This window comes from Roseovarius sp. 217 (assembly GCF_000152845.1).
In the GTDB taxonomy this organism is placed as follows: domain Bacteria; phylum Pseudomonadota; class Alphaproteobacteria; order Rhodobacterales; family Rhodobacteraceae; genus Roseovarius.
In genome coordinates this window covers 986,982-1,003,405 of record NZ_CH902584.1, presented here as the reverse complement: position 1 = coordinate 1,003,405, position 16,424 = coordinate 986,982, and the positions used below count along the sequence as shown (strand labels likewise).

At 61.6% G+C, this 16,424-nt stretch carries 21 protein-coding genes and 1 tRNA gene; 19 read left to right on the top strand and 3 right to left on the bottom strand.

The features are described from left to right. Nucleotides 1–141: 141 nt before the first annotated feature. The 16 genes from ROS217_RS04715 to ROS217_RS04640 all read left to right on the top strand — a co-directional run bounded on the left by ROS217_RS04715 (nt 142) and on the right by ROS217_RS04640 (nt 10,695). Nucleotides 142–555 (top strand): universal stress protein, encoded by a 414-nt coding sequence (locus tag ROS217_RS04715; protein ID WP_009816531.1) that lies wholly within the window; start codon nt 142–144, stop codon nt 553–555. A 200-nt stretch (nt 556–755) separates the two neighbouring features. Beyond that, entirely contained in the window at nt 756–1,097 is a 342-nt protein-coding gene (locus ROS217_RS04710; RefSeq protein WP_040651104.1) for an AtpZ/AtpI family protein, read from the top strand. Beyond that, entirely contained in the window at nt 1,087–1,845 is a 759-nt protein-coding gene (locus tag ROS217_RS04705) for a F0F1 ATP synthase subunit A (protein ID WP_040650360.1), read from the top strand. The genes ROS217_RS04710 and ROS217_RS04705 overlap by 11 nt, the downstream gene beginning before the upstream one ends. Nucleotides 1,846–1,951: 106 nt before the next feature. Continuing rightward, a complete protein-coding gene (locus tag ROS217_RS04700; RefSeq protein ID WP_009816528.1) occupies nt 1,952–2,188 on the top strand; it encodes a F0F1 ATP synthase subunit C in 237 nt (78 codons plus the stop codon). An 85-nt stretch (nt 2,189–2,273) separates the two neighbouring features. Beyond that, the gene (locus tag ROS217_RS04695) at nt 2,274–2,807 is read left to right on the top strand and encodes a F0F1 ATP synthase subunit B' (RefSeq protein WP_009816527.1); all 534 of its coding nucleotides are present in this window, start codon (nt 2,274–2,276) and stop codon (nt 2,805–2,807) included. A gap of 5 nt (nt 2,808–2,812) precedes the next feature. Beyond that, nucleotides 2,813–3,373 (top strand): F0F1 ATP synthase subunit B, encoded by a 561-nt coding sequence (locus ROS217_RS04690; RefSeq protein WP_009816526.1) that lies wholly within the window; start codon nt 2,813–2,815, stop codon nt 3,371–3,373. A 349-nt stretch (nt 3,374–3,722) separates the two neighbouring features. Beyond that, on the top strand, nt 3,723–4,106 hold the full coding sequence (sdhC, locus tag ROS217_RS04685; protein WP_009816525.1) for a succinate dehydrogenase, cytochrome b556 subunit: 384 nt from the start codon (nt 3,723–3,725) through the stop codon (nt 4,104–4,106). 10 nt (nt 4,107–4,116) lie between these two features. Next, a complete protein-coding gene (gene sdhD / locus ROS217_RS04680; RefSeq protein WP_009816524.1) occupies nt 4,117–4,488 on the top strand; it encodes a succinate dehydrogenase, hydrophobic membrane anchor protein in 372 nt (123 codons plus the stop codon). A gap of 11 nt (nt 4,489–4,499) precedes the next feature. Next, the gene (gene sdhA / locus ROS217_RS04675; protein ID WP_009816523.1) at nt 4,500–6,302 is read left to right on the top strand and encodes a succinate dehydrogenase flavoprotein subunit; all 1,803 of its coding nucleotides are present in this window, start codon (nt 4,500–4,502) and stop codon (nt 6,300–6,302) included. Beyond that, complete coding sequence (locus ROS217_RS04670) at nt 6,302–6,622, top strand: hypothetical protein (RefSeq protein WP_009816522.1); 321 nt, start codon at nt 6,302–6,304, stop codon at nt 6,620–6,622. Before sdhA ends, ROS217_RS04670 begins: the two co-directional genes overlap by 1 nt. 14 nt (nt 6,623–6,636) lie before the next feature. Further along, complete coding sequence (locus ROS217_RS04665) at nt 6,637–7,416, top strand: succinate dehydrogenase iron-sulfur subunit (RefSeq protein WP_009816521.1); 780 nt, start codon at nt 6,637–6,639, stop codon at nt 7,414–7,416. A gap of 106 nt (nt 7,417–7,522) precedes the next feature. Next, nucleotides 7,523–8,668, top strand: coding sequence for a sialidase family protein (locus ROS217_RS04660; protein ID WP_009816520.1), 1,146 nt, complete (start codon nt 7,523–7,525; stop codon nt 8,666–8,668). Nucleotides 8,669–8,791: 123 nt separating this feature from the next. Continuing rightward, nucleotides 8,792–8,953, top strand: a complete 162-nt coding sequence (locus tag ROS217_RS04655) for a hypothetical protein (RefSeq protein ID WP_157046543.1) — start codon at nt 8,792–8,794, stop codon at nt 8,951–8,953. A gap of 99 nt (nt 8,954–9,052) precedes the next feature. Then, nucleotides 9,053–9,628, top strand: coding sequence for a carboxymuconolactone decarboxylase family protein (locus ROS217_RS04650; protein ID WP_083781513.1), 576 nt, complete (start codon nt 9,053–9,055; stop codon nt 9,626–9,628). Between the two features lie 4 nt (nt 9,629–9,632). Next, nucleotides 9,633–9,839, top strand: coding sequence for a hypothetical protein (locus ROS217_RS04645; protein WP_009816517.1), 207 nt, complete (start codon nt 9,633–9,635; stop codon nt 9,837–9,839). Nucleotides 9,840–9,849: 10 nt separating this feature from the next. Beyond that, nucleotides 9,850–10,695 carry an urea carboxylase-associated family protein gene (locus tag ROS217_RS04640; protein ID WP_009816516.1) on the top strand — a complete coding sequence of 282 codons (846 nt, stop codon included), beginning with the start codon at nt 9,850–9,852 and terminating at the stop codon, nt 10,693–10,695. 323 nt (nt 10,696–11,018) lie between these two features. Here ROS217_RS04640 and clpB read toward each other — a convergent pair whose 3' ends face one another. Next, on the bottom strand, nt 11,019–13,637 hold the full coding sequence (gene clpB / locus ROS217_RS04635; RefSeq protein ID WP_009816515.1) for an ATP-dependent chaperone ClpB: 2,619 nt from the start codon (nt 13,635–13,637) through the stop codon (nt 11,019–11,021). Nucleotides 13,638–13,872: 235 nt separating this feature from the next. On the opposite strand from clpB, the gene ROS217_RS04630 reads away from it, so the two are divergent. The 3 genes from ROS217_RS04630 (at nt 13,873) to pyrF (ending at nt 15,310) form a co-directional block, all read left to right on the top strand. Further along, complete coding sequence (locus ROS217_RS04630; RefSeq protein WP_009816514.1) at nt 13,873–14,127, top strand: hypothetical protein; 255 nt, start codon at nt 13,873–13,875, stop codon at nt 14,125–14,127. A gap of 154 nt (nt 14,128–14,281) precedes the next feature. Then, complete coding sequence (locus tag ROS217_RS04625) at nt 14,282–14,536, top strand: hypothetical protein (protein ID WP_009816513.1); 255 nt, start codon at nt 14,282–14,284, stop codon at nt 14,534–14,536. 69 nt (nt 14,537–14,605) lie between these two features. Next, nucleotides 14,606–15,310 carry an orotidine-5'-phosphate decarboxylase gene (gene pyrF / locus ROS217_RS04620; RefSeq protein WP_009816512.1) on the top strand — a complete coding sequence of 235 codons (705 nt, stop codon included), beginning with the start codon at nt 14,606–14,608 and terminating at the stop codon, nt 15,308–15,310. A 15-nt stretch (nt 15,311–15,325) separates the two neighbouring features. Here pyrF and ROS217_RS04615 read toward each other — a convergent pair. Continuing rightward, nucleotides 15,326–15,399 (bottom strand) — tRNA-Gly (locus tag ROS217_RS04615). 88 nt (nt 15,400–15,487) lie between these two features. Then, a complete protein-coding gene (locus tag ROS217_RS04610; RefSeq protein ID WP_009816511.1) occupies nt 15,488–16,411 on the bottom strand; it encodes a hypothetical protein in 924 nt (307 codons plus the stop codon). Between the last annotated feature and the right edge of the window lie 13 nt (nt 16,412–16,424).

Sequence of the window (16,424 nt, the reverse complement as noted above, 5' to 3'; positions counted from 1 at the left end):
CATAAGCCCAAGCGCGCGGCCCGCGTCAACGGCAGATCCATGCCGACAGGGCTGAAATTGGTGTTGATCTGTGACAATGTCGGGCTGCGCCAGAGCCGCTAGGCTGGTTCGACGCAAAACGGAAACACGAAAGGAAAGACCATGTTCTCGACAATCCTGGTTCCGGTTGATCTGCTCCACAAGGACACATTGACCAAGGCACTCGACGTGGCGGGGGATCTCGCCAAACGGCACGGGGCGCGGATCAAGGTGGTCAGCGTGGGCGGGGAACTGCCCAATGAGCTGGGTCACAACGCTGCCGAATTCTCGCAGACGCTGAAGCGCTTTGCCGATGATCTGCGGACCAAATACGCCGTCACGGTCGAGGCCGAGCCGATCATCAGCCACGATCCCGAGGTCGAGACAACGTCGGCGCTCATGCAGGCGATCGAGCGGACTGGTGCCGATCTGGTCGTGGTGGCCAGCCATGTGCCGGGCTTTCTTGAGCATATCTTTGCCTCGCATGGCGGCTATATTGCCCAGCATGCCAAGGTGTCGGTCTTTGTCGTGCGCTGAAACTCAACCGTTCGGTTGAATATGGCAAATGGCCCTTTGGGCGGATAGGGGCGGTTGCGGCAGAATGGCCGCCTCAAGCCTCTTGGTGAAAAATTCGTTCATTAGCAATGGCTTGACCGTAACGTTCTGATACGGTTCGGATGCTTGACTCATGCGCGCCTTGGGCCTAGCAAGTGCGCAACATCCTGAGGGGGAACCGCGTGACCGATCCCGAGCAGAGCGAGCGACTGGCAGAGCTGGAAGCAAGGATCGCCAAGCTCAAGGCCAAGGACGCGCCAAAGCCCCATCAGGACGAGCATTATTCGCAGGCTCAGATGGCATGGCGGATGGTGATTGAGTTGGTGGCCGGTCTGATGATCGGTTTTGGCATGGGGTACGGGCTGGATTCCCTCTTGGGAACGATGCCCATTTTCCTTGTCATATTTACGTTGCTGGGGATGGCCGCGGGCGTCAAGACGATGATGCGCAGCGCCGCCGAGATCCAGCAGGGCATAAACGATCCCGCACAAGGCGGGGATGAGAGGGCAAAGAATGGCGACTGAAGCGCACGGTGCCGATGACGGTGGTCTGGTTTTCCACCCGATGGATCAGTTCATAGTCAAGCCGCTGTTTGGCGAGGGCGCGGTGGGCGTGTTCACGCTGACCAACGTCACGCTGTGGATGGCGCTGACGGTTCTCGCGATTATCGCGCTTCTGGTTATGGGCACCTCTGGACGGGCGACGATCCCGACCCGGATGCAGTCGGTGGCCGAGCTTCTGTATGAATTCGTCCGCAAGATGGTCGAGGATGTGGCAGGCAAGGATGCGCTGGTGTTCTTCCCCTATATCATGACGCTGTTTCTCTTCATCCTCTTCGCCAACTTTCTTGGCCTCCTGCCGATGGCCTTTACCACCACGAGCCATATCGCGGTGACGGCGGTGATGGCTGTGATGGTGTTTTTGACGGTGACGATCCTCGGTTTTGTCAAGAACGGCCCGGCCTTTCTGAGCCTGTTCTGGGTCAGTTCCGCGCCGCTGGCGCTGCGGCCCATTCTGGCCGTGATCGAGCTGATTTCCTACTTCGTGCGCCCGGTCAGCCATTCCATTCGTCTTGCCGGCAACATGATGGCCGGTCACGCCGTGATCAAGGTGTTCGCTGGCTTCAGTCAGGTGGCGATGATCGCCCCGCTGTCGATCCTTGCGGTCTCGGCTATGTATGGGCTCGAAGTGCTGGTGTCCTTCATCCAGGCCTATGTCTTTACCATCCTCACCTGCGTGTATCTCAAGGATGCGCTGCATCCGCACCATTGAGGGTGATCGAGGGGTTTTAACCACCCTGTGAACAACCAGACTACGGCGGGTCCGCCCGCCTCACGACCAACCTCGCAATGCCAATTCCAACGTAAGGAGACATCTCATGGAAGGCGATATCGCACAATTGGGTCAATTCATCGGTGCAGGCCTCGCAGGCATCGGTTCGGGTGCTGCCGCGATCGGTGTGGGCCACGTGGCCGGCAACTTCCTCGCAGGCGCGCTGCGCAATCCGTCTGCTGCCGCCGGTCAGACCGCGACGCTGTTCATCGGCATCGCATTCGCCGAAGCTCTGGGGATCTTCTCGTTCCTCATCGCGCTTCTGCTGATGTTTGCTGTCTAAGTCCCTCGGGTAGCTGATCCTTACGGCCGAGGGGTGGCGCATCGCCAGCCCTCGGTGACACGGAACTTTCCCCTAGGAGGACGACATGGCAAGCGAAACGCATGACGCCGCTGGTCAAGCCGCATCCACGCCGGGCCTGCCCCAGCTGGATTTTTCGACCTTTGGCAACCAGATTTTCTGGCTCCTCGTCACGCTGGTCGTGATTTACTTTGTCCTGTCGCGTATCGCGCTGCCGCGCATTGCGGCGGTGATGGCAGAGCGTCAGGGGGCCATTACCAATGACCTCGCTGCGGCGGAGGATCTGAAGGTCAAGGCCGAGCAGGCCGAGCTGGCCTATCTCAAGGCGCTGGCCGATGCCCGCGCCGAGGCGCAGACGATCGTCGCCAAGGCCAAGGCAGAGATCAAGGCGGAGCTTGATGCCGCCACCGCCAAGGCGGACGCCGAGATTGCGGCACGCGCCGCAGAAGGCGAGCAGAAGATTGAGGAAATCCGGGCCAATGCCATGGACAGCGTCAAGGAAGTGGCCAAGGACGCCGCTGCCGAGATCGTTGCCGTCATGGGGGGCAAGGCAGACGCGAAAACGGTCAGCGCAGCCGTCAACGCCCGGATGAAAGGATAAGCGCCATGCAAAAGATGCTCTTGACCATGGTTGCCGCTCTTATCGCCAGCCCTGCGCTGGCAGCGAGTGGCCCGTTCTTTTCGCTGGCCAACACGAATTTCGTCGTGTTGCTCGCGTTTCTGCTCTTTGTCGGGTTTCTGATCTATGTGAAGGTGCCAAGCCTTGTAGGCAAGAAGCTCGATGAGCGGGCAGTCAGCATCAAGGCGGAACTCGACGAGGCGCGCGCGCTGCGTGAGGAGGCACAGACCCTGCTGGCCAGCTATGAGCGCAAGCAGAAGGAAGTGCAGGCGCAGGCTGACCGGATTGTGGCGCACGCCAAGGACGAAGCCAATGCCGCCGCCGAAGAGGCCAAGGATGAGATCAAGGCGTCGATTGCACGCCGGATGCAGGCCGCCGAGGAGCAGATCGCAAGCGCCGAGGCCCGCGCCATCCGCGATGTGCGGGATCAGGCCGTGGTCGTGGCTGTCGCTGCCGCGCGCGATGTGATCGCCAAGCAGATGACCGCCGCAGACGGCAACGCGCTGATCGACGCGGCCATTGCCGATGTGGATGCCAAGCTGCATTGAGCGGCTGACAGAGGTGTAATTGGCCCGGGTTGGAAACGACTCGGGCTTTTTCATGTCAGATTGAGATTTGTGATCACAAATTCGTGTCTGTTCAAGATTTCATCAGGGTGGCCGGTGCCCTGTCGGCCAGAGACTCGGGGCAAATGCGACGGAAACCTTGATTCCTTTGCTTGAGCTTTGTGATCACACGATTATTTTCGTGATCACAAAAGTAAAATTTTTGCGGCCATTTGACCCTAATTGGGGGATTTGTCATGCTGGACAGGTGACAGAGCCGAGAAAAAGTATAACAAAAGGCGCAGCAAAAGACGGCTATCGCGCCGCCCGCCATCTGCAAAGGAGTTGCTCCATGGCTGAAACCAAACAGGTTGAACGCCCGCTTTCGCCGCACTTGCAAATTTACCGTCCGCAACTGACCTCGATCACCTCCATTCTGACACGGATCACCGGCAATGCGCTGGTGGTGGCGGCAGCGCTGATTGTGTGGTGGCTGCTGGCGGCTTCGACCTCTGACAATTATTTCGCAATGGCCGATGCGGTGCTGACCTCTTGGTTTGGCGATCTGGTGCTGACGCTCTCTCTCTGGGCGGTGTGGTATCACTATCTGGCCGGGCTGCGGCATCTCTATTTCGATGCGGGCAAGGGGATGGATATTCCCACGGCGGAAAAGCTGGGCTGGGCCTGTATCATCGGGTCGGTCGTGCTGAGCGTCATCACGCTTTTGCTGGTTTGAGGAGAGTATCATGCGCTATCTGACCGCACGTAAACGCGCCGAGGGCAAGGGTGCCGCCGGCACCGGGACCGAACATTTCTGGTATATGAAGCTGTCCGGCGTGGGTCTTGCGCTGATCATCCCGGTGTTTCTGGTGGCCTTTGGCCGCGCTTTGGGCGGCGACCGCACCGAGGTGATGGCCGCCTTTGCCCACCCCGGCATGGCAATCCTCACGGGTCTCGTGATCTTTTTCGGGCTGCGGCACTATGCCAGCGGCGCGCAGACGATGATTGAGGATTACAGCCACGGCAGCATGCGCCGGGGCCTGATTATCGCGGTGACTGTCCTAAGTTATGGGCTGATCGCCACCGGGCTTTTTGCCCTCGCCAAGATCGCGCTGTGAGGAAGTATTAAATGGCTGCTTATGAATACGAGACGCATGATTATGACGTCGTTGTTGTGGGCGCGGGCGGGGCGGGCTTGCGCGCGACGCTGGGCATGGCCGAACAGGGGCTGCGCACCGCTTGTGTGACCAAGGTTTTCCCGACCCGTTCACATACCGTGGCGGCGCAGGGCGGCATTGCGGCAAGCCTTGGTAACATGGGCCCCGACAGCTGGCAGTGGCATATGTATGACACGATCAAGGGCTCGGATTGGCTGGGCGATACCGACGCGATGGAATATCTCGCGCGCGAGGCCCCCAAGGCGGTCTATGAGCTGGAACATTACGGCGTGCCGTTCTCGCGCACCGAAGAGGGCAAGATCTATCAGCGCCCGTTCGGCGGCCATACAACGGAATTCGGCGAAGGCCCGCCGGTGCAGCGCACCTGCGCCGCCGCCGACCGGACGGGGCACGCGATCCTGCATACGCTCTATGGTCAGAGCCTCAAGCAGAAGGCCGAGTTCTACATCGAGTATTTCGCCATTGATCTGGTGATGACCGATGGCACCTGCACCGGCGTCGTCTGCTGGAAGCTGGACGATGGCACCATTCATGTCTTTAACGCCAAGATGGTCGTGCTGGCCACCGGCGGCTATGGCCGGGCCTATTTTTCGGCGACCTCTGCCCATACCTGCACCGGCGATGGTGGTGGCATGGTGGCGCGCGCCGGCCTGCCGCTGCAAGACATGGAATTCGTGCAATTCCACCCGACTGGTATTTTCGGCGCGGGCTGCCTCATCACCGAGGGCGCGCGCGGCGAGGGCGGATACCTCACCAATTCCGAGGGTGAACGGTTCATGGAGCGTTATGCGCCCAACTACAAGGATCTCGCCCCCCGCGACTATGTCAGCCGCTGCATGACCATGGAAATCCGCGAAGGGCGCGGCGTGGGGGCGGATGGTGATCATATTCACCTCAACCTCAGCCACCTGCCACCCGAGGCGCTGCATCTGCGCCTGCCCGGCATTTCCGAAAGCGCGCGCATCTTTGCGGGTGTGGACGTCACCAAGGAACCGATCCCGGTTCTGCCCACCGTCCACTACAACATGGGCGGTGTGCCGACGAATTATTGGGGCGAGGTGGTCAATCCCACCAAGGACAATCCCCATAACGTCGTCCCCGGTCTGATGGCTGTGGGTGAGGCGGGCTGTGCAAGCGTGCATGGCGCGAACCGGCTTGGCTCCAACTCGCTGATTGACCTCGTGGTGTTTGGCCGCGCCGCCGCCATTCGCGCAGGCAAGGTGGTGGACGCCGAGTCCGCCGTTCCGGGCACCAACAAGGCCGAAGTCGACAAGGCATTAACGCGCTTTGACGCGCTGCGTCACGCGACCGGCAAAATTCCGACGGCCGAGTTGCGGCTCGAGATGCAGCGCACGATGCAGGCCGATGCCGCCGTGTTCCGCACCTCGAAAACGCTGGCCGAAGGCGTCGAGAAGATGAAGGCCGTGGCGGCCAAGATGGACGATATCAAGGTCACGGACCGGAGCCTCGTGTGGAACAGCGACCTGATGGAAACGCTGGAACTGACCAACCTGATGCCCAACGCACTCGCCACGATCTTTGGTGCCGAGGCACGGCAAGAAAGCCGGGGCGCGCATGCGCATGAGGATTTCAGCACCCGCGACGATGAAAAATGGCGCGTGCACACGATTGCACGGGTCGAAGGCAATACCGTCGATCTCAGCTATCGCCCGATCATCACCGATCCTCTGACGACCGAGGATGAGGGCGGTATCAGCCTCAAGAAGATCGCGCCAAAGGAACGGACGTTCTGATGCGGATTGCTTTGGCCTGTCTCGCGCTTGCGGCTCTGAGCGCCTGTGAGGCGACCAATCAGGTCGCGGACGGCCTCGCGCGCGCGCAGGCCAAGAGCGTGGTCAACACGGTCGTGGCGCAGCGGTTTCCGGGTCTCAACGCTGCCCCGATCACCGATTGCGTGATTGATGCCGCCTCTGCCGGTGAAATCATCCAGATCGCGAGCGCAAGCGTCACAGGGGTGACGCCGGAGACCACGCAACAAGTGATCGCAATCGCGCAGCGCCCCGAGGCCGTGCAATGTATTGCCCAAAATAGCCTGACCCTCTTGGGCGGCTGACAAGGAGTAGCAAGATGGTTCAACTCACACTCCCCAAGAATTCGCGCATGACGACGGGCAAGACATGGCCCAAGCCCGAAGGGGCCAAGACTGTGCGCAAGTTCCAGATTTACCGCTGGAACCCGGATGATGGGAAAAACCCGCAGGTCGATACTTATTTCGTCGATATGGACACCTGTGGCCCGATGGTTCTGGACGCGCTGATCAAGATCAAGAACGAGATTGATCCCACGCTCACCTTCCGCCGCTCTTGCCGTGAGGGGATCTGCGGATCTTGCGCGATGAATATCGACGGGATCAATACGCTGGCCTGCATTTATGGCATGGATGAGATCAAGGGCGACGTGAAGATCTATCCGTTGCCGCATATGCCGGTGGTCAAGGACCTGATCCCCGATCTCACGCATTTCTACGCCCAGCATGCCAGCATCATGCCCTGGCTGGAAACCAAGACCAACGCCCCCGCCAAGGAATGGAAGCAGTCGATCGAGGACCGCGAAAAGCTGGACGGTCTTTATGAATGCGTGATGTGCGCCTGTTGCTCGACCTCGTGCCCGTCCTATTGGTGGAATGGCGACAAATACCTTGGACCGGCAGCGCTCTTGCATGCCTATCGCTGGATCATCGACAGCCGCGATGAGGCGACGGGCGAGCGTCTGGATGATCTGGAAGATCCGTTCAAGCTCTATCGGTGCCACACGATCATGAACTGCACCAAGACCTGTCCCAAGGGTTTGAACCCGGCCAAGGCGATTGCCGAGATCAAGAAACAGATGGTCGAGCGGCACGTCTGAGGTCCTGACATTCTTGCGGTGGGCAACAGCCTGCCGATCTGCGGGATAGGCTTTGGGAGTCGTGTTGCGACTGTGATATTCTCTCAGAAATGGGAGGACCTTTGATATGTCGATGACAATCATGGTGGGCACCACCAAGGGTGCATTCCTGCTACGTTCCGATGATGGGCGCTGGGACGTCGAAGGTCCGTTCTGCGATGGCTGGCCGATCAATCATGTGGTGGGTGATCCGGAGACCGGGCGGTTTTGGGCGGCGGGCGGCGGTGAATGGCACGGCGCAGGTGTCTGGCGGTCAGACGATGACGGCGAAAGCTGGACCCTTTCCAAGCTCTCGAATGGCCAGTTGGACGAATGGGCTGCAAATGATCCGAAATTGGCTGGGATGTTTGGCTGGAAGCCAGTCGAGGCCCCTTATGATGGCGAGGTATCGTCAATCTGGTCGCTGCATCATGCGCATGACACGCTCTATGCGGGGGCAAAGCCAGCGACGCTTTTTGTCAGCCGGGATGGTGGGCAAAGCTGGGACCGGGTTGAAGGCCTGAACAATCATCCATCGCGGGAAAGCTGGAATCCCGGCGCTGCGGGGCTGGTGCTGCACACGATCCTCAGCGATCCGCAGGAGCCGGACAAGCTCTGGCTGGGGATTTCTGCGGCGGGCGTTTTTGCCACGGAAGATGGGGGCGAAACATGGGTGCGTCGCAATCGTCTGTCGAACGCCGGTGCCAGCGCCGAACATAACCACCCGGCGGCACCGAGTGACGGCGAGATTGGACACTGCGTGCATAACATGGCGCGCGCGGCGGGGGATGAAGTGATCTATCAGCAGAATCATCATGGCGTGTTTCGCAGCACTGACGGGGCAAGGACATGGGAGGACATCACGGTCGGATTGCCCTCGACCTTTGGTTTTCCCATCGCTGTGCATCCGCACGATGCTCTGACGGTTTGGGTCTTGCCGCTCAACGGTGATACCGAGGGGCGATATCCCCCGGAGGCTGCGGCGGCGGTGTGGAAATCCACCGATGGCGGAAACAGCTGGATAGCTAAGCGTGAGGGGTTGCCCGGACAGAATTGCTATTTCACCGTGCTGCGTCAGGCCATGGCCACGGATACCTCCAGCCCAGTTGGCGTCTATTTTGGCACCAATACCGGCTCTGTCTTTGCGAGCCGGGATGAAGGCGAGAGCTGGACCGAGATCGCGCGCCATCTGCCAACGGTCTTGTCGGTCGAGGCGATGGAGCGGGCGGGCTGAGGTAAATCCACCATTGCGCGACGTTTGCCATGCGGTTCCTGCATGGCGAACATGCAGGGATGTGGGTTTATGCTGCGGTGCAGCGTCTTATGTTTCCAACATAGGAAATATGGAGATAATGCCATGGCTTACCCGGCCAAAAAACCCGTGAACCCGGTCCCGTCCCCGAAAGCCGAAACCCCTGATTGGGTGGCGGTTTACTACAGTCCGGAGGCACCCGCCAACCAGTCCACAGCACCGGGCGTCGATGCCTTGGAGCAGATGTACGCGTATTACGACGCCTGATTGAGCGTTCACGCAGATGTGGCCCCTGCCGGAAACGGCGGGGGTTTTCTTTTGGCCCGTGCTGCGGGACTGTCCCCTGCAACCAGAGGAGATGACCCGATGCCGCTATTGCCAAGCCTGCCTGATCCCGCGCATCTGAGGGATCTATACGCGCGGTTTCCCCATAACGTTCGCCCGCTCATGGAGTATACCGACGGTCTCTTGCGCGGCGACGGGGAATTGAGCGTGGGCGAGCGTGAGTTGATCGCGACCTATGTTTCGGCCCTCAATGCCTGTTCCTTTTGCACCGGCGCGCATCGCGCCTATGCCGAGGTCTTTGGGATCGACGGCGCGCTCATCGACGCATTGATCGAGGATTTCGAGACAGCGCCGGTGGACGAAAGACTACGCCCGGTGCTGGCTTATGTGGCCAAGCTCAACACCCTGCCGAGCAAGCTGATCAAGCGCGACGCGCAGGCGGTCTATGACGCGGGCTGGTCCGAGGCGGCGCTCTATGAGGCGGTGCAGGTCTGCGCACTCTTTAACATGATGAACCGGATCATCGAGGGGACGGGCGTAAATTTTGACTATGCCGAGGCGCCAGACGGCCATCCCGCGGCAGGATCGACGCCCGGGGATCAGGCGGCAACCTATCGCCGGTTCGGTGAAATGATAGAGGCAATGGCCAAGGGATAGTTGCATGCTTGTCGTGGTCGGCCTGATCATAGCCTTTGTGCTGGTGCTGATCCTGTCCAACCGGCGCACACGCGTCTGCCGCTGGCGGGCGGACCGGCGACAGGATCGCGACGGGCAGTTTTATTATCGCTGCATGGCCTGCGGGGCAGAGGTCTTTACATCCACGGGCAAACCGCCTTTGGATTGCGTGGTGAACCCCCGCAATCCCTGAGAGGTGTGAGATGACCCAAGCCCCCGCCGATGCCGAGGCCCGCCGTGCGCTGCGCCCGGTGATCTGCTATCCCAATGACACGCTGGCGCAGCCTGATCTGGCGCTCTATGCCGCCGCGCGCGAGGGGGCAGAGAAGCTGGCAGAAGTGGTGATCCCTCCGCGCGAGGCCGCCTGTTTTCGCGTCGCTGCGGGTCAGTTTTTCCGGATCACCAGCGTCGAGGGGCCGCAGGTGGGCGACCTCAACCTGTGGAACGCGACGGACCTGTCAGAGCGGTTTTATTCCGGCAAGACGCGGGCGCTGCATGGCACGCATGTGACGCGCGGCGAGCGGCTCTGGTCATCTTTCCCGCATCTGCGGCCGATTGCCACGATTGTCGAGGACACATTGGGCTGGTACGGGATCGACGAATTCGGTGGCTCTGTGCATGATGTGATCGGCACGCGCTGCGATCCCTATACCGGTAATCTGCTGTCAGGTGTGCAGTATCACCATTGCTGCCATTCCAACCTGACGCGCGCCTTGGCGGATGAGTTGGGCGTGAGTTTGGCAGAGGCTGAGCGCCATGTGCATGACGTGCTCAACGTCTTTATGTGTACCGGATTCACCCGCGATACGGGGCAGTATTTCATGAAGGCCAGCCCGGTCCGCCCCGGCGACTATCTGGAGTTTTTCGCCGAGATAGACCTGCTTGGCGCGCTCAGCGCCTGTCCCGGTGGCGATTGCTCGTCCGAGCATACCAGCGATACGGCGGCCTGCTATCCGATGCTGGTCGAGGTGTTCGCGCCTGTGAAGGGCCCGCTGCAGGGATGGCAGAGCCCCGCGCGCAACGGGTATGATGGGAGTCACGGTCGGTAGAGAGTGGGTTTTGGGCCAGTTGCGGTCGTTTAATTTGCCACGCGCGCGGAACAAGGCGCGAAGCGCCGCCGCGCGATCGCTGGGCCGTCCGTCGCACCGAAGGTGCGCCGCTTTGCCTCGGCACGCCTTTGGCGTGACGGCCTAGCGATTTTGAGATGGTGTGCATCTCTTTGAAGTCATACGGACTTTGCTTGCATCAAGTGGCAGTTGCCGCCGTTGCATCGCTAGTCCCCGGCCCAGCGATCGCGCGGCTCATCGCACGGGACCAATGCCAGCAAAAGGCCAGAACCGCCCCCCTGACCATTCAGAGGGGCGGTTTTGATTTAGTGAACCACGGCGTTCTGTGGCGGTTCCTGCGTGGTGTTGCCCACCCGGTCGCCGATGATCAGCCCCTCAGGCCCCGCCGTCACCGGCACCACGGCCCCGTCGAGGATATCCCCCGCCAAGAGCGCCTCGGCCAAAGGATCCTGCAACGCGCGCTGGATCACCCGTTTCAGCGGGCGCGCGCCATAGACGGGATCATAGCCCTCGTCGGCCAGCCATTTGTGGGCAGCGTCATCCAGCTCCAGACGGATCTTGCGCGCCGCCAGCCGCTTGAGCAGACGTGCCATCTGGATATCGACGATACCGTCCATCTGCGGTCTTGTGAGCCGGTCGAACACCACGATCTCATCCAGCCGGTTGAGGAACTCGGGCCGGAAATGCGCGCGCACGGCGTCCATCACGTCGCGCTTGGCGGTGGCGGCATCCGAGCCTTCAGGCAACTGACTGAGCGCCTGAGAGCCAAGGTTCGACGTCAAGATGATCAGCGTCTGCTTGAAGTCCACGGTGCGCCCCTGACCATCGGTCAGCACGCCATCGTCGAGCACCTGCAAGAGCACGTTGAACACCTCGGGATGCGCCTTTTCGACCTCGTCGAACAGGACCACCTGATAGGGCCTGCGGCGCACGGCCTCAGTCAGAACACCGCCCTCGTCATACCCGACATAGCCCGGAGGTGCGCCGATCAGACGCGACACTGAATGCTTCTCCATGAATTCGGACATGTCGATCCGCACCATGGCGCTGTCATCGTCAAAGAGGAACTCGGCCACCGCTTTGGTCAGTTCGGTCTTGCCCACGCCGGTCGGCCCGAGAAAGAGGAAAGAGCCCAGAGGGCGGCCTTCGTCATTGAGACCCGCCCGCGCCCGGCGCACGGCATTGGCCACGGCCTTGACGGCGGTGTTCTGACCGATCACGCGGCGGTGCAGGTTGTCCTCCATGCCGAGCAGCTTGTCGCGCTCGCCCTCCAGCATCTTGGCGGTGGGGATGCCGGTCCAGCGTTCCACCACCTGCGCGATTTGCTCGGGGCGAACGGCCTCTTCGACCATGACGCCATCGTCACCCTGGGTTTCGGCCTCGGCCAGATGCTTCTCCAGCCCCGGAATGACGCCATAGCTCAACTCACCGGCGCGCGCGAGATTGCCTTCGCGCTTGGCGATGTCCAATTCTGCGCGGGCGCGGTCAAGCTGCTCCTTGATGTCGCGCGCCCCGGCCAGCTTGTCGCGCTCGGCCTGCCATTTGGCGGTCATCTCGGCAGAGCGCTGCTGCAAGTCGCCCAGTTCCCGCTCCAGCTTTTCCAGCCGATCACGCGAGGCGGCGTCGTCCTCTTTCTTGAGCGCCTCTGCCTCGATCTGCTTTTGCAGGATCTCACGATCGAGCGCGTCCAACTCTTCGGGCTTGCTGTCCACTTCCATGCGCAGACGGCTCGCGGCCTCGTCCATCAGGTCGATCGCCTTGTCGGGAAGGAACCGGTCGGTGATATAGCGATGCGAGAGCGTCGCCGCCGCCACCAGCGCCGAGTCAGAGATGCGCACGCCGTGGTGCAGTTCGTATTTCTCTTTGATGCCCCGCAGGATCGAAATCGTATCCTCGACCGTCGGCTCCTCAACCATCAGCGGCTGGAACCGGCGGGCAAGCGCCGCGTCCTTTTCCACATGCTTGCGGTATTCATCGAGCGTGGTCGCGCCGATACAGTGCAACTCGCCGCGCGCCAGCGCCGGTTTGATCAGGTTTGCGGCATCCATCGCGCCATCGGCCTTGCCGGCCCCTACCAGCGTGTGCATCTCGTCGATGAACAGGATGATCTCGCCCGCCGCCTGCGTTACCTCGTTGAGCACGCCCTTGAGCCGCTCCTCGAATTCGCCGCGATACTTGGCCCCCGCGATCAGCGCGCCCATGTCGAGCGACAACAGACGCTTGTTACGCAGGGATTCCGGCACATCGCCATTGACGATGCGCAGGGCCAGACCCTCGGCGATGGCGGTTTTACCCACCCCCGGCTCACCGATCAGAACCGGGTTGTTCTTGGTCCGGCGGCTGAGCACCTGCATGGCGCGGCGGATTTCATCGTCACGGCCAATGATGGGATCAATCTTGCCCTCACGCGCCGCCTTGGTCAGGTCGCGGGCATATTTCTCCAGCGCCTCATAGGTGTCCTCTGCCGAGGCAGAATCCGCCGTGCGCCCCTTGCGAATGTCGTTGATCGCCTCGTTGATCTTTTGGGCGGAAACTGCCCCAGCCGCCAGCGCCTCTTTGGCGGGGGATTTCACCAGCGCCAATGCGGTGAGGATACGCTCGACGGGGACAAAGCTGTCACCCGCCTTTTGCGCCAGTTTCTCGGCCTCGGCCAGAACCTTGCCGGTCTGTTGGTCCATATAGGTCTGCCCGGCATCGCCGGACACCTGCGGAATCTTGGACAGGGCAATATCATTGGCCTGTGTCACGCGCTCGGGCGCGCCACCGGCACGTTTGATCAGATTGCTGGCCAGACCCTCTGGGTCATCGAGCAGCGCCTTGAGAATGTGTTCGGGGGCCAGTTTCTGGTGGCTTTCGCGCATGGCGATAGTCTGGGCGGCCTGAATGAAACCACGCGACCGTTCCGTGAACTTATTGAAGTCCATGGGCTTTCTCCTTGTGACAAGCGTTACCCCTGTGGCGCACCCAGCATTAGGCATGCGTCGGTCGGGAACCTCAAATGATAAATGGGTAACGCGCCTGTGCGGTTCAAGACGGATTTTACGGGAATCGCGCAATCCCCACGTTTTCGTGACGGGGTCTTGGCAGAAGCCGTTGGCCACCCAATCTGTTCAAGAGTTATCCACAGGACGTTTTCGCCCATTCCGGAGGACAAGAACCATGACAGAATCACGCGTGAGACTGGAAGCCATCGGATATAATCCCGAATGGGCCGCGTTTGTCGCACGGGCCGAGGTGATCCAAGGGGCCGAGCGGCTGGTCTATCCCGTGCATTTCTGCGCCCCCCTGACCGCAGAATTCGCCCGCATCGCGCGCGGCTTGACAGACTGCGCCCGGCACTTGCATCGCTCTGGCCGCGCGGACCTGAGGATGCGGCGCGCCCCGGGCCGGACCCCGCCTGCCCTGACGGCCTGAACGCATGTTGCGCGTATGATAGCCAGGGCGCAGTCATACAGGGCGCAGTCATATTTTTGGCGTGATTCCGCGCGCATGTATATTTGGAGTAAACTAGGTAAAATATCGGCGTAGCGTGCCGTTAGTAGAGTAACGAGTGAGTGGGTTTTCTGGAATGCATATTACCAAAGTGCGCGCGCGCGATCTGCGCCGGGACGTCCCGACCGGCTGTGTCAGCGGAGTTCTCTTGCTGGAAACCGGAAACGGACAAGTCAGCCTCAATGTAAGCGCCCCCGTGGCAGAAGCCCTCAACGACGGTCTCTGGTCGGACGCCTTGCGACAATTGCAACGCCTGCCAGAGTTTCGGCGCAACGCGGCTCAGATCACCTTGGCGGCGTCCGCCTTGGACGGGATGTGCGCAGAGGCGTGACAGAGGCTTGACGCAGCCCACCGCCGCCGCGACAAGGGCGCGACACCTGCCGCAAGAGGAGCGCCGCCAATGACCGCCGTCGTGACCGATGATCGCCTGATCGTAGCCCTGGATGTGCCCAACGCGCTGAAGGGGCTCAAGCTTGCAGAGCAATTGGGTGACAGTGTCGGGTTCTACAAGATCGGTTTGGGGATGCTCACAGGCGGGGGTCTTGGCCTTGCCAACGAGCTCAAGACCGAACTGGGCAAGCGGATTTTTCTGGACATGAAGCTCTTTGACATCGGCGCCACGATCGAGGCGGCGGTGCGGGGGCTGGCGCAGTTTGATCTGGATTTCCTGACCGTGCATGGCGATCCGCATGTCGTGCGCGCCGCCAAGCAAGGGGCCTCGGGCAAACCGATGAAGATCCTCGCGGTGACGATCCTGACCTCGCTCGACCGCGCCGATCTCGACGCCGGGATGATCAAACCGGGCGATCTGCCCGATCTGGTGGCCGAGCGCGCGGGCCGCGCCTTTGACGCCGGGGCCGATGGCGTGATTGCCAGCCCGCAAGAGGCGGCGATGATTCGTGCCCTGCCTGAGGCTTCGGGCCGCCTTATCGTTACACCGGGAGTGCGGCCTGCGGGCAGTGCGCTGGGTGATCAAAAGCGGGTGGCAACCCCGGCACAGGCAATTGCTGACGGGGCCGATCACATCGTCGTCGGACGCCCCATCTGGTCCGCCCAAGATCCGCGCGCGGCGGCTGAGGCGATTCTGTCCGAATTGCGCGGCTGAGTGGCTGAAAATATCTGGAGCGGGTAACGGGAATCGAACCCGTAACTGAAGCTTGGGAAGCTTTCGTGATACCTTTTCACCATACCCGCCGCGGCGCTCTGGATAGCACCGTCGCTCTGCCTGCTTCAAGCGAAAACTTGCGGGCCTGACCGGCGCTTTATGACTAACCCGCCCGGTTCAAGACCCAAACCGGATCAGGCTCTGCCCCTTGGGGCTTGTGCTGCGGTACACCACCGTCTCGGGCAGGTGTAGCGTCAGCGGTGCCTCTGCCAGCCCGGCCCGCCACGGCTGGCCGAGATCAAGGCAGCTCGCCTGCGCGCCGGTATAGTCGCGGCGCAGCGACACCCACCGCAGATTGCCCAGATCGCGGGCAATCTCGCGCCCCGCCTGCGTCACGCTGCTGCGGCGCAACATCTCGCGCCCCAGACCTTCGGTGCGGGTGTCCTGTCCTGGCAGATCGGACCAGACCCCGCAGAGATGCGCGCGCCCGTTGATCGGCCGCAGTTCCGCCGCAAGGCGCAGGCCCCCGCCGCTGCTGTAGCGCCCCTCGACCACCTGAGCGGCACCAGAGAGCGGCACCGTGCGGCTGTTGCGACTGAGGAACGGGAGCACTTCCAATGCGGCACTCATCGCGCCGGTGCCGGTCTGGCGAAAGTCGATCTGCGGATCGCTGCCGCCGCCGTTCCTACGGCTGATCTGCTTGCGCGGCACGAACACCTCGGGCACGCGGCCCGGTTGCCATGTCAGCGTGGTGAGGATGCAGCGTGCGGGCGCGCCGGCATAATCGAGCCTCGGGTCGATCTGCGGTAAATCCCCGAGGTTCCGCGCGACGCGCTGACCATCCACATAGACCGTCGCCAGCCGCACAATCTCGCGCGCGGCGCCTGTGGTATAGCTCGACTGGCTCTCGCTCTCGGACCAGACGCCGCAGAGCGCGGTGCGCCCGTCCGTTGTCGGGCGCAGCTCGGTGGCGATGGTCAGGCCGCCACCGCTGCTGAAGGTGCCATGTGCGAGGCTCACCCGCTCGCTCAGCGTGGTTTGCGCCTCTGCGCCCCCGGCCAGTCCAAGGATCAGAGCAAATGACAGGGACAAACGCAGCATGAGAGCCTCCGGG

What these genes read in the sequence shown, in the direction of transcription:
- ROS217_RS04715 (WP_009816531.1), top strand. Translation starts at nt 142, where the DNA reads ATGTTCTCGACAATCCTGGTTCCGGTTGATCTGCTCCACAAGGACACA.
- ROS217_RS04705 (WP_040650360.1), top strand. Translation starts at nt 1,087, where the DNA reads ATGGCGACTGAAGCGCACGGTGCCGATGACGGTGGTCTGGTTTTCCAC.
- ROS217_RS04700 (WP_009816528.1), top strand. Translation starts at nt 1,952, where the DNA reads ATGGAAGGCGATATCGCACAATTGGGTCAATTCATCGGTGCAGGCCTC.
- ROS217_RS04695 (WP_009816527.1), top strand. Translation starts at nt 2,274, where the DNA reads ATGGCAAGCGAAACGCATGACGCCGCTGGTCAAGCCGCATCCACGCCG.
- ROS217_RS04690 (WP_009816526.1), top strand. Translation starts at nt 2,813, where the DNA reads ATGCAAAAGATGCTCTTGACCATGGTTGCCGCTCTTATCGCCAGCCCT.
- sdhC (WP_009816525.1), top strand. Translation starts at nt 3,723, where the DNA reads ATGGCTGAAACCAAACAGGTTGAACGCCCGCTTTCGCCGCACTTGCAA.
- sdhD (WP_009816524.1), top strand. Translation starts at nt 4,117, where the DNA reads ATGCGCTATCTGACCGCACGTAAACGCGCCGAGGGCAAGGGTGCCGCC.
- sdhA (WP_009816523.1), top strand. Translation starts at nt 4,500, where the DNA reads ATGGCTGCTTATGAATACGAGACGCATGATTATGACGTCGTTGTTGTG.
- ROS217_RS04670 (WP_009816522.1), top strand. Translation starts at nt 6,302, where the DNA reads ATGCGGATTGCTTTGGCCTGTCTCGCGCTTGCGGCTCTGAGCGCCTGT.
- ROS217_RS04665 (WP_009816521.1), top strand. Translation starts at nt 6,637, where the DNA reads ATGGTTCAACTCACACTCCCCAAGAATTCGCGCATGACGACGGGCAAG.
- ROS217_RS04660 (WP_009816520.1), top strand. Translation starts at nt 7,523, where the DNA reads ATGTCGATGACAATCATGGTGGGCACCACCAAGGGTGCATTCCTGCTA.
- ROS217_RS04655 (WP_157046543.1), top strand. Translation starts at nt 8,792, where the DNA reads ATGGCTTACCCGGCCAAAAAACCCGTGAACCCGGTCCCGTCCCCGAAA.
- ROS217_RS04650 (WP_083781513.1), top strand. Translation starts at nt 9,053, where the DNA reads ATGCCGCTATTGCCAAGCCTGCCTGATCCCGCGCATCTGAGGGATCTA.
- ROS217_RS04645 (WP_009816517.1), top strand. Translation starts at nt 9,633, where the DNA reads ATGCTTGTCGTGGTCGGCCTGATCATAGCCTTTGTGCTGGTGCTGATC.
- ROS217_RS04640 (WP_009816516.1), top strand. Translation starts at nt 9,850, where the DNA reads ATGACCCAAGCCCCCGCCGATGCCGAGGCCCGCCGTGCGCTGCGCCCG.
- clpB (WP_009816515.1), bottom strand. Translation starts at nt 13,637, where the DNA reads ATGGACTTCAATAAGTTCACGGAACGGTCGCGTGGTTTCATTCAGGCC.
- ROS217_RS04630 (WP_009816514.1), top strand. Translation starts at nt 13,873, where the DNA reads ATGACAGAATCACGCGTGAGACTGGAAGCCATCGGATATAATCCCGAA.
- ROS217_RS04625 (WP_009816513.1), top strand. Translation starts at nt 14,282, where the DNA reads ATGCATATTACCAAAGTGCGCGCGCGCGATCTGCGCCGGGACGTCCCG.
- pyrF (WP_009816512.1), top strand. Translation starts at nt 14,606, where the DNA reads ATGACCGCCGTCGTGACCGATGATCGCCTGATCGTAGCCCTGGATGTG.
- ROS217_RS04610 (WP_009816511.1), bottom strand. Translation starts at nt 16,411, where the DNA reads ATGCTGCGTTTGTCCCTGTCATTTGCTCTGATCCTTGGACTGGCCGGG.